General features: G+C 63.2%; 13 protein-coding genes and 1 pseudogene. 11 read left to right on the forward strand and 3 right to left on the reverse strand.

What is annotated here, in order from left to right:
* The 3 genes from J7I92_RS22760 to J7I92_RS22770 form a co-directional block, all read left to right on the forward strand.
* Positions 1-1,257: sugar ABC transporter ATP-binding protein (locus J7I92_RS22760; RefSeq protein WP_214844168.1), on the forward strand; the 1,257-nt coding region annotated here is incomplete at its 5' end.
* 59 nt (positions 1,258-1,316) lie between these two features.
* Positions 1,317-2,318 (forward strand): sugar-binding transcriptional regulator, encoded by a 1,002-nt coding sequence (locus tag J7I92_RS22765; RefSeq protein ID WP_311380469.1) that lies wholly within the window; start codon positions 1,317-1,319, stop codon positions 2,316-2,318.
* Positions 2,315-3,085: an SDR family oxidoreductase gene (locus tag J7I92_RS22770; RefSeq protein ID WP_214844170.1), complete on the forward strand. Its 771-nt coding sequence runs from the start codon at positions 2,315-2,317 to the stop codon at positions 3,083-3,085. The genes J7I92_RS22765 and J7I92_RS22770 overlap by 4 nt, the downstream gene beginning before the upstream one ends.
* Positions 3,086-3,108: 23 nt before the next feature.
* Here the strand turns inward: J7I92_RS22770 and J7I92_RS22775 are convergent, their stop codons facing one another.
* A complete protein-coding gene (locus J7I92_RS22775; protein WP_396020447.1) occupies positions 3,109-3,612 on the reverse strand; it encodes a 3,4-dihydroxy-2-butanone-4-phosphate synthase in 504 nt (167 codons plus the stop codon).
* Between the two features lie 288 nt (positions 3,613-3,900).
* On the opposite strand from J7I92_RS22775, the gene tkt reads away from it, so the two are divergent.
* The 8 genes and pseudogenes from tkt (at position 3,901) to J7I92_RS22815 (ending at position 11,687) form a co-directional block, all read left to right on the forward strand.
* The gene (tkt, locus tag J7I92_RS22780) at positions 3,901-6,051 is read left to right on the forward strand and encodes a transketolase (RefSeq protein WP_214844172.1); all 2,151 of its coding nucleotides are present in this window, start codon (positions 3,901-3,903) and stop codon (positions 6,049-6,051) included.
* Between the two features lie 24 nt (positions 6,052-6,075).
* Positions 6,076-7,218 (forward strand): transaldolase, encoded by a 1,143-nt coding sequence (gene tal / locus J7I92_RS22785; RefSeq protein ID WP_214844174.1) that lies wholly within the window; start codon positions 6,076-6,078, stop codon positions 7,216-7,218.
* Positions 7,219-7,283: 65 nt separating this feature from the next.
* Positions 7,284-7,481: a hypothetical protein gene (locus tag J7I92_RS22790; RefSeq protein ID WP_214844176.1), complete on the forward strand. Its 198-nt coding sequence runs from the start codon at positions 7,284-7,286 to the stop codon at positions 7,479-7,481.
* Between the two features lie 113 nt (positions 7,482-7,594).
* Positions 7,595-8,407: a triose-phosphate isomerase gene (tpiA, locus tag J7I92_RS22795; RefSeq protein WP_214844178.1), complete on the forward strand. Its 813-nt coding sequence runs from the start codon at positions 7,595-7,597 to the stop codon at positions 8,405-8,407.
* Between the two features lie 571 nt (positions 8,408-8,978).
* Positions 8,979-9,672 (forward strand): annotated as a pseudogene (gene ppgK, locus J7I92_RS22800) (polyphosphate--glucose phosphotransferase).
* 204 nt (positions 9,673-9,876) lie between these two features.
* Positions 9,877-10,443 (forward strand): recombinase family protein, encoded by a 567-nt coding sequence (locus tag J7I92_RS22805; RefSeq protein ID WP_214844180.1) that lies wholly within the window; start codon positions 9,877-9,879, stop codon positions 10,441-10,443.
* A gap of 212 nt (positions 10,444-10,655) precedes the next feature.
* Positions 10,656-10,736, forward strand: coding sequence for a helix-turn-helix domain-containing protein (locus tag J7I92_RS24745; protein ID WP_214844189.1), 81 nt, complete (start codon positions 10,656-10,658; stop codon positions 10,734-10,736).
* Positions 10,737-11,414: 678 nt separating this feature from the next.
* Positions 11,415-11,687: a hypothetical protein gene (locus tag J7I92_RS22815; RefSeq protein WP_214844182.1), complete on the forward strand. Its 273-nt coding sequence runs from the start codon at positions 11,415-11,417 to the stop codon at positions 11,685-11,687.
* Positions 11,688-11,968: 281 nt separating this feature from the next.
* On the opposite strand, the gene J7I92_RS22820 is transcribed toward J7I92_RS22815, so the two are convergent.
* Entirely contained in the window at positions 11,969-12,610 is a 642-nt protein-coding gene (locus J7I92_RS22820) for a class I SAM-dependent methyltransferase (protein WP_214844184.1), read from the reverse strand.
* Positions 12,611-12,808: 198 nt separating this feature from the next.
* Positions 12,809-13,009, reverse strand: coding sequence for a hypothetical protein (locus J7I92_RS22825; RefSeq protein WP_214844186.1), 201 nt, complete (start codon positions 13,007-13,009; stop codon positions 12,809-12,811).
* Between the last annotated feature and the right edge of the window lie 308 nt (positions 13,010-13,317).

The raw sequence follows: 13,317 nt of genomic DNA on the forward strand, positions 1-13,317 counted from the left end.
GGCGATGCCATCGCCTCCGGCATCGGTCTGATTCACCAGGAGATGCGGCTGCTGCCGGACCTGACAGTTGCCGAGAACGTCATGATCGGACGCTGGCCCATGCGCAATGGGTTCCTGGACGCACGCACCATGCGCGAGAAAGCCGAGAACCAGCTCAGGCGCTTGGGCTTCAACGGCGCCATGGATGCCAAAGTCCGGGACCTCAGCGTCGCGGGTCAGCAACAGGTGGAAATAGCCAAGGCCCTCATGCTGGACGCCTCACTGCTCATCCTCGATGAGCCCACCGCTGCACTGGGCCAGGCAGAGACCGACGCCCTCTTTGAGTGTGTCAGGGCCTTGAAGGCCGAAGGCGTGTCGTTCATCTACGTCAGCCACCGCCTGGCCGAAATTGCCCTGATCGCGGACCGCATCGTCGTTCTCCGTGACGGCAAGAAAATCACCGAACACGCCTCCGGCGAAGTTCTGCCCTCCCAGCTCGTCGAAGAAATGGTCGGACGACCCGTGGACCGCCTCTTCCCCGAGGTGCCGCCCCCCACGGATGACGTCGTCCTGGAAGTGACAGACCTGCACGACAAGGCCGGGGACTTCCTGGACGTATCCTTCAAAGTCCATGCAGGAGAAATCTTCGGCATCGCCGGAATCGTGGGGGCCGGGCGCAGCGAACTCGTCCGCGCCATCGCCGGTTCCCAGCACCGCATCGGCAAGGTGGTGCTCGACGGCCGGGAATTGAGGCCGGATGACCCGATGGCCGCCATCAAGGCCGGCATCGTGCTGATCCCGGAGGACCGCAAACAGCAGGGACTGGTCGTCAGCGACACCATCGAGAACAACATCGCCCTGCCGAACATGGCCAAGATCAGTTCAGCAGGCTGGATTGCCCCGGCAAAGGTGCGCAGCCTCGCCTCGACAGTGGCCAAGAGCATGGGGATGAAGGGAAACGTCGCCCTTCCGGTGTCATCGCTCTCCGGCGGCAACCAGCAGAAAATCGTGATCGGCAAATGGCTCGAACGTAATCCGCGGCTGATCATCCTGGACGAACCCACCCGGGGCATCGACGTCGGGGCGCGGGCCTCCATCTACGAAGTCATCGCCGACCTGGCCCGCGCCGGTAATGCCGTGATCGTGGTCAGCTCGGACCTGGAGGAAGTGCTGGGCCTCGCCCACAGGGTCATGGTCCTCGCCCGCGGACGGAACCAAGGAATTCTGCATGCTTCCGAGGCTACCCCGTCAAAAGTCATGTCACTGGCGACGCTCTAAGAGATAAGGAGGAACGTGAAATAATCGGACCCTTGCCTGACGACAACCAAAGGAACGCCGTGGCCCAGAAAACCAGGACTTTCACTCCCCAACAACTGGGCCTGATGGTCAAGGCCGCGAGGATGTACCACGAGCAGAACATGAGCCAGGCCGAGATCGCCGAGCGGCTGAACGTCTCCCAGTCCCGGGTCTCCCGGTGGCTGACCGACGCCGCGCGTGAAGGCATTGTCCGGACCATCGTCGTTGCGCCCGCGGGAACCGAATCAGACCTGGAAGATGCCGTGGCGGCCAAGTACGGCCTGCGGGCCGTTGTCATCGCCGATCTCCAGACTGAGGATGAAGCAGCGATCATCAGGGGAATCGGCGCGGCAGCCGCAGGTTACCTCGAGGTCACTCTCACCGGCGGCAACAGGGTCGGCCTGTCGTCCTGGTCCTCGACGCTTCTGGCAACGGTGGACGCCATGTCCCCACGGAATGTCAAAACCGCAGAAAGCATCGTCCAAGTCATCGGCGGAGTCGGGAACCCCGAAGTGCAGGTGCGGGCGACGCACCTGGCGGACCGCCTGGCAACCGTCACCAAGGCGGTGCCCAAGTATCTTCCCGCACCCGGCATCGTCTCCAGCCGCGGCGGCCGCGACGCCCTGCTGGAAGACCCATTCGTCGCCGATATCGCCGCCGACTGGGACCGGCTGGACACCCTCCTGGTCGGCATCGGAAGCATCGAACCCTCGCCGCTTCTTCGCGAATCAGGCAACTCACTCAACGAATCCAACCTCAAAGCCCTTGCCGTGTCAGGAGCGGTAGGCGACATCTGCCTCCGGTTCTTCGACAAATACGGAACGCTCATCGAATCCGAACTCAATGACAGGGTCCTGGGCATCAGCCCGGAGCAGATGTTCAGAGTCGACAGGCGCATCGGCATCGCCGGGGGTTCCCGGAAGTATACGGCGATTCGTGCCGCTGCCGAGGGCAACTGGATCAACGTACTTATCACCGACAAAGAAACCGCGCTGAGACTGGAATCAGATAAAGCGCCCTCAACACTTCAAGGACACACATGAATCCGCAGCTCACCTTCGGCCTGGATGGCCGGACAGCTCTCATCACAGGAGGCGGGTCCGGCATCGGGCAGGCCATCGCCTACGGCATCGCCCGGCAAAATGGAAACATCGGAATCGTCGACCTACCCGGCGAAGGACCCGACGAGACCCTGCGCCACATTAAGGAGGCGGGAGGGCGCGGCATCTTCGTTCCGGCAGACGTCACCAACGCCGAGCAACTCGAGGAGGCCGTCGCCAAGATCGAAGCAGACCTCGGCCCGCTCACCATGGCCGTCAACTCCGCGGGAATAGCCAACGCTGCACCCGCCGAGGATATGCCGCTGGCACAGTGGCAGAAGGTCTACGACATTGATGTCACCGGAGTGTTCCTCAGCTGTCAGGCCGAAGGCCGTGCCATGCTCAGGAACGGCGGCGGATCAATCGTCAACATCGCCTCCATGTCAGGGAGCATCGTCAACAGGGGCCTGCTGCAGGCTCACTACAACAGTGCCAAAGCAGCGGTCATCCACCTGAGTAAGTCCCTCGCGATGGAATGGGCCGAGCGCGGTATCCGCGTCAACGCGCTCAGCCCCGGCTACACCATGACCAAGATGAACTCCCGCCCGGAGATGATCCACCAGATGGAAGTTTTTGCGCAGGAGACGCCGATGAAGCGTATCGCCGATCCATCTGAAATGGCCGGCCCTGCGGTATTCCTCCTCTCGGACGCAGCATCCTTCTGCACCGGCATCGACCTCCTCGTCGACGGCGGCTTCTGCGCCCAATAGCAGCCGCCGGAGGCGGCCCCGGATCAATTCTCCAGGGCCGCCACCAGCTGGGCGATGCTGATAACAGGAAGGCCCTTTTCATTGCCGAGTTCCAACAGCCCGGGAAGCCTCATCATTTCACCGTCACCGGCAACGACCTCAGCGATGACACCGACCGGGGCGAGACCGGCAAGCTTCAGCAGGTCAACGGCGGCCTCGGTATGGCCGGGACGCTGCCGCACACCCCCATCAACGGCACGAAGGGGAAGCACATGCCCCGGACGGATCAGACCAGCAGGACCGGATGCCGGATCTGCCAGCACCCGAAGGGTCCGCGCCCTGTCCGTTGCACTGATACCGGTCGTGAACTGGCCCGCCGCATCCACCGTGATCGTGTACGCAGTCCGGAGGGAATCCTTATTGTTCTCCGTCATCAGCGGCAGCTCCAGGGCATCCGCCATTTCGTTGGTCACCGGGGCGCACACGAAGCCGCTGGAGACGCAGATAATCCACGCCAGCCGCTCCGGGGTCGCGTACGGCGCCGCCATGATGATGTCGCTTTGTTCTCGCGGTCTTCATCGTCGATCGCGATGATGGGCAGGCGCGCCTGAAGTGCGGCGATTCCTGTCTCAATCTCAGCAAGTGTTATGTCTTTGCCATCTTGTCGTTCCAGCATAAGTTCACGTAAATGCAGTGATGACTAATGATTCAGGGTAGCCGGGAGTAAGTGGTTGCGCAGCTCTCCTCCTTCTTCCGGTCCATCCTCCCAGAACCGGCGCCAAGGTCAGACCCTGCTCCCCCTAGTCCGCACCAATCAACAGAAGGACATGATTCCCATGTCAGCGAACAATTTTTCCGAAATTTGGCCTTCCAGCTCCCCCCAACTGTCCTGGGCTGACCTCGACCAGCGTGCGGTGGACACCGTACGTGTCCTGGCCGCGGACGCCGTGGAGAAGGTTGGCAATGGCCACCCGGGCACGGCCATGAGCCTGGCGCCTGCCGCATACCTTCTCTTTCAGAAGCTGATGCGCCACGATCCGCGGAATCCTGACTGGATCGGCCGGGACCGGTTCGTCCTGTCCCCCGGGCACACGTCCCTGACGCTGTACATCCAGCTGTTCCTCTCCGGCTACGGCCTGGAACTGAAGGACCTGCAGGCGCTGCGTACCTGGGGCTCGCTGACCCCGGGGCACCCGGAGTACAAGCACACCGCCGGGGTGGAAATCACCACCGGCCCGCTGGGCCAGGGCCTGGCGTCCTCGGTCGGGTTCGCGTACTCCCAGCGCCGCCAGCGCGGCCTGTTCGACGCCGACGCTCCCGCGGGTGAGTCCCCGTTCGACCACACGATCTGGGTGATTGCCTCCGACGGCGACCTGCAGGAGGGCGTGACCTCCGAGGCTTCCTCGCTTGCCGGGCACCAGGAACTGGGCAACCTTGTGGTGGTTTACGACGAGAACCACATCTCCATTGAGGATGACACGGATGTCGCGTTCACCGAGGATGTCCTGAAGCGCTACGACGCCTATGGCTGGCACGTCCAGCGGGTGGACTGGACCCGGACCGGCGAATACAAGGAAGACGTGCAGGAACTCTACGCGGCCCTGCTGGCCGCGAAGGCCGAGACCTCCAAGCCCTCCATTGTTTCGCTGCGCACCATCATCGGCTACCCGGCTCCCAAGAAGCAGAACACCGGCAAGATCCACGGTTCCGCGCTCGGCTCCGAGGAAGTCGCAGCCCTGAAGTCGGTGCTTGGCTTCGACCCGGCGAAGTCGTTCGAGGTTGACCAGGAAGTCCTGGCCCACGCCCGTTCCGTGGTTGACCGCGGCGCCGCAGCACGCAAGGAATGGGAAGAGTCCTTCAACGCCTGGCAGGCAGCGAACCCGGAGGCCGCTGCACTGCTGCAGCGCGTCGAAGCACGCGAGCTTCCGTCCGAACTGGACGCAGCCCTGCCGGTGTTCCCGGCCGGCAAGGACGTATCCACCCGTGCCGCGTCCGGCAAGGTCCTGAACGCGATCGGCCCGGTCATGCCCGAACTCTGGGGCGGTTCAGCCGACCTCGCCGAGTCCAACAACACCACCATCGAAGGCTCCCCGTCGTTCGTGCCTGCGTCCAAGCAGACCGAAGCCTGGAAGGGCAACCCCTACGGCCGGGTGCTGCACTTCGGCATCCGCGAGCACGCCGCGGCCTCGATCGTGAACGGCATCGCCCTGCACGGCAAGACCCGGGCGTTCTCCGGCACGTTCCTGATCTTCTCCGACTACCAGCGCCCCGCGATCCGGCTCGGCGCGCTGATGGGTGTCCCGTCCCTGTATGTGTGGACGCACGACTCCATCGGCCTGGGCGAGGACGGCCCCACCCACCAGCCGGTGGAACAGTTGGCGTCCCTGCGCGCCATCCCGGGCCTGGACGTGGTCCGCCCAGGGGATGCGAACGAGGTCGCCGCGGCGTGGAAGGTAATGCTGGAAAACCACGAGAACCCGGCCGGCATTGTCCTGACCCGCCAGAACATCCCCACCTACGCCCGCGGTGAAAACGAAGCCGACGGCGACACGTTCGGTTCCGTCTCCGGCGTCGCGAAGGGCGGTTACGTCCTGGCCGAGGCGTCCAAGAACGGTGCTACCGTTCCGGCCGACGTCATCCTGATCGGTACCGGCTCCGAGGTCCAGCTGGCCGTGAAGGCCCGCGAAGCCCTCCAGGGCGAAGGCATCGCCGCCCGCGTTGTCTCCATGCCCTGTGTCGAGTGGTTCAACAAGCAGGACGCCGCCTACCGCGAGTCCGTGCTCCCCGCCGCCGTCAAGGCCCGGGTATCCGTCGAAGCCGGGCTGGCCCTGGGCTGGCGCGAATTCGTCGGCGACGCCGGCCGTTCCATCAGCCTCGAGCACTACGGCGCTTCCGCTGACTACAAGCGCCTTTTCCAGGAGTTCGGCATCACCGCGGAGGCTGTCGCCGCCGCCGCCAAGGACTCCCTCGCTGGCCTGCAGGCCTGAACCCGATTCCAGGAGATACAAAAAATGACTACCCCCACACAGCAGCTCTCCGACGCCGGCGTTTCGATCTGGCTCGATGACCTCTCCCGCGGCCGCCTGGACACCGGCACCCTGGCCAAGCTCATCGAAGAGAAGAACGTCGTTGGTGTCACCACCAACCCGTCCATCTTCCACGCCGCGATCACCACCGGCCACGACTACGACGCCGTCATCGCGGCCCAGGCAGCGGCCGGTGCCACCGTGGAAGAGACCATCTTCGAAATCACCACCACCGACGTCGCGGACGCCTGCGAGCTGTTCGCCCCGGTCGCCGCGGCGACCAAGGGTGTTGACGGCCGCGTCTCCATCGAGGTGGACCCCCGCCTGGCCTGGGACACCGCCGGGACCATCGCCGAAGCCAAGCACCTGTACAAGAAGGTCAGCAAGGACAACGTCCTGATCAAGATCCCGGCAACCCTCGAAGGCCTGGAAGCCATCACGGCCACCCTGGCCGAGGGCATCAGCGTCAACGTCACCCTGATCTTCTCCCTCGAGCGCTACCGCGCCGTGATCAACGCCTTCCAGTCCGGCCTGGAACAGGCCAAGGGCAACGGCCACGATCTGTCCAGGATCCACTCCGTCGCGTCGTTCTTCGTCTCCCGCGTAGACGCCGAAATCGACAAGCGCCTCGACGCCGCCGGCACCGAGGAAGCCAAGGCACTCAAGGGCAAGGCCGGCCTGGCCAACGCCCGCCTGGCCTACCAGGTCTACGAAGAGCTGTTCTCCACCGAACGCTGGGCACTGCTCGCCGAAGCCGGCGCGCTTCCGCAGCGCCCGCTGTGGGCCTCCACGGGCGTGAAGGATCCGGCCTACCCGGACACCCTGTACGTCACCGAACTCGTCGCCCCCGGCGTGGTCAACACCATGCCGGAGAAGACCCTCGACGCCACGTTCGACCACGGCACCGTCACGGGCGACACCGTCACCGGCACCTACGCCGACGCGAACGCGACGCTCGACGCCCTGGAAGCGCTCGGCGTTTCCTACAACGAGGTCGTGGCACTGCTTGAGTCCGAGGGCCTGGACAAGTTCGTGGCCAGCTGGAAGGAACTCCTCGGCGACGTCGAACGCGCCCTGGCCTCTGCACGAAGCCACGGAGCCTCCCCAGCACCACGGGTCACGCCATAATGGTGCGCTCAACCAGGGATACAGGGAGCGGCGACATCCGGGTTCCGGCACCGCAGGACTGGACCTTGCTCCAACCGGGAGACCTCATCGAGGTAATCGAACCCGGCGGTTACTCCTACGAGGCGCGGGTCGAGACTAAAACCGAGCAATCGGACATCCTCTGGATCAGAAGCCACGGCTTCGGCACGCGGCACCTCCTGCACAATCAAGACGGGACCCGGCTGCAGGCAAGGCCACCAGCCGAACAGCCCCGGAACCCGTAACCCGCCGACGACCGTCGCGCGCCGGGACACGCGCTCCCGCCCCCCAACAGCAGCCCAACCGTTCACGGCAAGGCCCATCATCCATCCATACAACAAGCAATACGGAGAAACACATGAGCACGCCCGCCAACAGCGCCTATGACCGGACACCTCTAATAGCCGGTAACTGGAAGATGAACATGGACCACGTCCAGGGCAGCAGCCTGCTGCAACACCTGGCCGAGGCCCTTTCTGAGGCAAAGCACAATTACGGGCGGGTGGAAGTTGCCGTCTTTCCGCCCTTCACCACTCTTAGCGCCGTACAAACCCTGATCCAGGATGACGGCTTGGACCTGGTATCCGGCGGCCAGGACCTCTCCCCGTTCGACTCAGGCGCCTACACCGGCGACATCAGCGGACAGTTCCTGGCCAAGCTCGGCTGTAAGTACGTGCTCGTCGGCCACAGCGAACGCCGCACCATCCACGGCGAAACCGACGAAACCCTCAACGCCAAGGTCCACGCGGCCTACCGCCACGCGCTCACACCGGTGCTGTGCGTCGGGGAAGGCCTGGACATCCGCCAGGCCGGCACACACGTCCAGCACACCCTGGCACAGCTGCGCGCCGGCGTCGACCGTCTCTCCACCCAGCAGGCCGCCGAACTCGTGGTTGCATACGAGCCCGTGTGGGCCATCGGGACCGGGGAAGTCGCCGGCCCGGAAGACGCACAGGAGATGTGCGGCGCCATCCGCACCGAACTTGCCAGCCTCTTCGACGCGGACGTCGCCGCCAGGACCCGGCTCCTCTACGGCGGCTCGGTCAAGGCCGGCAACGCCCCAGCAATCCTGAACGAGACCGACGTTGACGGCGTCCTGGTCGGCGGCGCCAGCCTTGATGCCGCTGAATTTGCCAACATTGCAGGCTTCGAGCGCCAACTGGCCGGCTAACCCACATTCCTTTCTCAGACGACCCGACCTCGCCGACGGCCCGAGGGTACAGCCGCGCCTGCGGCCGCACGCCTTCGGGACCGCCGGGTAGAACGGCCGAACTGACGTCCTGGCCTTCCGGCGCCCCCACGGCTGGACCTCCGTAACGAACTTCGGCACGGAAGCCTTCAAACTGCCCGATGGCGAGGTTCTGGTCTCCAGTTCGCCACTCAAGGCAAATTCTCTGCCCGGAGCGACCACTGCCTGGCTCCAGGCTAGCTTGACCGTGTAAGGAGATGCCTCCCGGCGCTCGGGCGCCGGGAGGCATCTCCTGGTAATCAGCACATCGATTGGGCTGGCACCACTCGCAGATTCTCCCCTTCCAAGCCGTTGCGGCTTGCTGCTCGCCGAGTTAAAAGTTCGACGTCCCGACTCCGCCGCGGAACTGAGCCCCTCCGGTCATGACCCCCACAACTATGCAAAGGAAACGTGATGACACGACCCGCGACGGCTGCCAACGACGTCGTAGGGACTGGAGTTCCGGATAGGAATCGATGTCGGCGGGACGTGGATCAAGGGTGCACTCATCAACATGAGTAGCGGTACCCCGGTCGGCGGCGTCCGTCACCTCCGGACACCTACCTCCGGCACCGTGGATGCAGTCGCAGACACCCTGAACCAGCTCATCGATGAGCTCGGATCCGAAGGCCTTGGGGATACCGATCCTGCCGTCGGGGTCGCTATCCCCTCGATAGTCCAACGAGGAGTGGCCAGGTCGGCAGCAAACATGGACGACAGCTGGATCGGACTGGATGTCCAGGGTTACTTGCGGGAACGGCTTGGTCGACCTGTTTGCGTCGTGAATGATGCTGACGCAGCTGGTATGGCGGAAGTCCAATACGGCGTCGGGAAGGACAAACACGGCGTTATCCTGGTCCTAACCTTGGGAACGGGCATCGGTTCAGCACTCATAGTTGATGGAAAGCTCGTACCCAATCTCGAGCTGGGCCATCTGGAAATCGACGGCTTCAAAGCAGAATCCCGGGCATCGGCCATCGCCCGCGAAAATGAATTCCTTAGCTGGATGGAGTACGCCGAGCGGCTACAAAAGTACCTGTCACATGTGGAGTTCCTCTTCTCACCTGACTTGGTTATCATCGGTGGGGGAATTTCAGCATGCAGCAACGAATACCTGCCACTTGTCACTACGCGCCCCGGTCATGCCGGCCAGCTTGGAAAACTCTGCGGGCGTCGTGGGCGCTGCCTTACAAGCAACGAGCAGCTAGCCCAATCATTTCAGCAGACACAGTCCGAAGGACGCGGCGGAACTCCACCGCAGCGCCTCCAGCACTCCGGCTGCTGCCAGCGCGTTCTCTGACCTTCCCATCAGCCTGAGCTACATCCCAATCTGACGGCCGCCAGCCAGATCTTGACTTCCTTGCAGGACAAGCCTAGAACTCAACCTCACAGGTAAAGGGTTGGAGGCTACGATGAGCGGACAGCGGATCGGGTACGTGCGGGTCAGCACGCTGGACCAGAACGAGAAACGCCAGCTTGTGGGTCAGGTGCTGGACCGAGTATTTACGGACAAGGCCTCAGGCGGGGACACCGCCAGGCCCCAACTTGCCGAACTGCTGCGCTTCGCCCGGTACGGGGACACGGTGGTGGTGCACAGCATGGACCGGCTTGCCCGGAATCTTGATGACCTTCGTGCTCTCGTCCAGGGTCTCACCCGCAAAGGCGTGCGCGTGGAGTTCGTCAAGGAGAGCCTGGTCTTCACCGGCGAGGACTCCCCCATGGCCAACCTGATGTTGTCCGTCATGGGTGCTTTCGCAGAGTTCGAGCGCTCTCTGATCAGGGAGCGGCAGCGGGAAGGAATTGCCCTGGCTAAGCAGCGTGGTGCTTACAAGGGACGGAAGAAGACACTCTCGCCGGAACGGGCAGCCGAGATGGTCGAGCGCGCCGGCATCGGGGTTCCGAAAGTAGCCCTTGCCCGCGATTACGGGATCAGCAGGGAAACTGTCTACCAGTACCTGCGTCACGCCAGGCTGGAGTGACCGCCTTCCCCCCGGTTCTCACGTCGCTAGCCGCAACGCTTGGACTTCCGGGAGGCAGCGACATCTGCCGGAGAAGCCGACCGTGACCGGTCAACTTTGAATCCCGCGCGGTGGGTTGTCAGGGGTGTCCTCACGGATTGGCACTATTCCCCACAACTGTGGGGAATAGTGTATATGTTGACACTTATTCCCGCGACCGTATGGTTTAGTGCATGGAAGCTTTAAGGGGCCTCACCGTAACGGAGGTGGCCCAGACGCTAGGCATCACCCGGGCATCGGTGCACGACCTGTAGTCCCATGGTGTTTCCTCCTCTGGTTGGCAGCCGTGCATCCCGGCCAGAACCATACTAAGCATGCTTAGTATCCGGATTTCAAGTCCTAACCCGTCCGGGCGGTCCGGATACGGGCCGGTGCGCCTGCTAGCGTCATCCGGGCGTTCTGCTTGCATGGAGGCATGATGAGGGGCCGCCGGAAGCAGTGACCGATGACTTGGACCGGCTGGGGAGGCCCTCAGCGGCGCCATCCCGGGGAAGTCGGATTCCAATCTCCTGGTCGGGACCTGGAACATCCGCGCTCTGGGAGACCTGACCTCCAAATGGTTTTCGGGGCCCAAGGATTCCCCTAAGCGGGACTGGCATGCGATTTCCTGCCTGGCGGCGGTGATCTCCCGCTTCGACGTCGTCGCCGTCCAGGAATCCCGCCGTAATCCCAACGCACCCAAGCGCCTGCCTGCTCGCCACCGTCGGCCCGCAATGGCAGGTCATCATCTCGGACGTCACAGAGGGTTCCGCCGGCAACGGTGAACGCCTTGCGTTCCTTTACGACAGCACAAGGGTCCAGCCCTCAGGCCTGGTCGGGGAAATCGTGCTGCCCCCGGCCGGGGATAACATGCAGCGCCAGTTCGCCCGCTCCCCGTACACACCGCCAGCTTCGCCCGGGCCGGGATCGCATTCATCCTCGCGTCCGTCCATGTGCTGTGGGGCAAGAACCCGGCCAAGCGGTTGCCGGAGGCCACCGCCTTCGCCAAATGGATGAGGGACTGGGCAGACCGGCCCAACGACTGGAACACCAACCTAATGGTGCTTGGGGACTTCAACCTGGACCGGATTGGGGACCCGCTCTACGAGGCGTTCATTTCCAAGAGCCCGATCCCCGGAAACGTCGCATCAGCACGCCAAATCCTGCTGTGGGAGGTGATAGCGGACAATACGCAACCGGTGACTACGGAGACGCCGGATCGGTAGATGCTCGCGCTGACGCGCAGGGAAGCCGTGAATACGCCGAGGGTGACTATGGAGATGCCGGATCGGCAGACGCTGGCCCTGACGCTCGGGCAAGCGGTAAATACGCCGAGAGTAACTATGGAGATGCCGGAACAGCCCACCAGCGCGGCATCGCAGGCGACCAAGCCAATGGTTCCCCTAGGGACCAAGATGGCGTTCCGGCCCGTCCCGATGACGATTCGGAAAGTGGAGCCCACCGCGAGTAATAACCAGGCGCTCCACCACCGATCGTCCCATTGCTTTTAATCTCTGAGCGGTTGTTTGTGGGCAAGTATCCGGAAGACGATGCCGCCTGGTCCGCCGCGCTGGACTTCGGTAACGGTGAAGCCCGCGCTCGTCAGGTACGGCACAGGATCACGGGTGATATGTTCGGCGCTGACGCGGATGATTAGTGGTTCGATTGCCCGCATGACGCTGCGAGCCAAGGCGCGGGTAGAGCGCCCGTGTTCGGTCAGGACGAACACTCCGCCCGCGCGGAGTATCCGGTAGGCCTCCCGGCTGGCAGCCAGCGGATCGGGGATGGTGCAGAACGTGAAAGTGGAAATGAACGTGTCTGCGCTTTCCGACGGTAGGTTCAGGTTCTGTGCGTCGCCGTGATGTAAGTCGACGCGGCCGATTCGCTTTTCCAGTACGCGTCTGCGCGCGATGGCGAGCATCTTCTCGGAGAGGTCAAACCCGGTTACATGCTCCACCCTGGGGCCGTAAAGCGGGAGGTTCAGGCCTGAACCCACCCCTATTTCGATGACCGCCCCGTGGGCCTTCGACACGGCCCAGGCACGGGCTCCCTGGGCAATATAGCGCTCGAAAAAGGTCATCCACCGGTCATAAAGGCGCGCATTCTTGTTGAAGGCTCTCGTGATGTCCTCGTTGCTGGTTTGGTGCACATCAACCTCCCAGAGAAACCAGGTTCTTCCGCTGCCGGCCCCGTCCCGAAATCGCCCTTATCAGGGGGATTAGGGCGCGAGAGTTGGAACAACTTACGAGACAGTAAGATTACGTGTCATTCCGGCGATCCGGTGTCAATTCCGAAGTCGTCTGCGCGGAACACCAGGAATGTCCCAGTTTCAAGGAACTGGGACGTTCTAGTTGTCGCGGTGCTCGAACTCCATATCAAGCTCCTGGTGGCGAAACTCTGTCTCTGGGTGAGATTCACCCTCAGTGACGATTTCATGGTCCAGCTGACGATGGACCTGGCTATCGAGAACCTGCAACTTCTCGTCCTTCAGCTTTTCTAGATCCTCAGGGAAAGGATCTGTAGGAGTGATCCGCAGACTGGCTGACATGGCATGTCCCTTTCACTAGCGGCACTCCAGACGATTCGGACACCCGCGACGGGAGTATTTTAGACGGAAGCGAGCCAGGGCATGCAATTGAGGCCGACCGGCATAAGGACGGGAAGTGGCGTGTCCCAGTGCGAAGGAGGTGGGACACAGCCATTCGTTTGGCCTAGTTGTGCAGGTGGGAGACCTTCACCGTGCAACAAAGCGAGCGGGGTTTACGGTGTGACTCTCGTCGATAAATGGCGGCCTTTTTACAGGGCTATTTGGCCGCACGATGCAGCCCGTAAGGGGATCCTTGGGTTCTTGCGGTG

Source organism: Arthrobacter sp. ISL-72, assembly GCF_018613755.1.
In the GTDB taxonomy this organism is placed as follows: domain Bacteria; phylum Actinomycetota; class Actinomycetes; order Actinomycetales; family Micrococcaceae; genus Arthrobacter.

Excerpts from the sequence above, each read along its gene's own strand:
- J7I92_RS22770 (WP_214844170.1), top strand. The coding sequence starts at position 2,315 with ATGAATCCGCAGCTCACCTTCGGCCTGGATGGCCGGACAGCTCTCATC.
- J7I92_RS22775 (WP_396020447.1), bottom strand. The coding sequence starts at position 3,612 with ATGGCGGCGCCGTACGCGACCCCGGAGCGGCTGGCGTGGATTATCTGC.
- tkt (WP_214844172.1), top strand. The coding sequence starts at position 3,901 with ATGTCAGCGAACAATTTTTCCGAAATTTGGCCTTCCAGCTCCCCCCAA.
- tal (WP_214844174.1), top strand. The coding sequence starts at position 6,076 with ATGACTACCCCCACACAGCAGCTCTCCGACGCCGGCGTTTCGATCTGG.
- tpiA (WP_214844178.1), top strand. The coding sequence starts at position 7,595 with ATGAGCACGCCCGCCAACAGCGCCTATGACCGGACACCTCTAATAGCC.
- J7I92_RS22805 (WP_214844180.1), top strand. The coding sequence starts at position 9,877 with ATGAGCGGACAGCGGATCGGGTACGTGCGGGTCAGCACGCTGGACCAG.
- J7I92_RS24745 (WP_214844189.1), top strand. The coding sequence starts at position 10,656 with ATGGAAGCTTTAAGGGGCCTCACCGTAACGGAGGTGGCCCAGACGCTA.
- J7I92_RS22825 (WP_214844186.1), bottom strand. The coding sequence starts at position 13,009 with ATGTCAGCCAGTCTGCGGATCACTCCTACAGATCCTTTCCCTGAGGAT.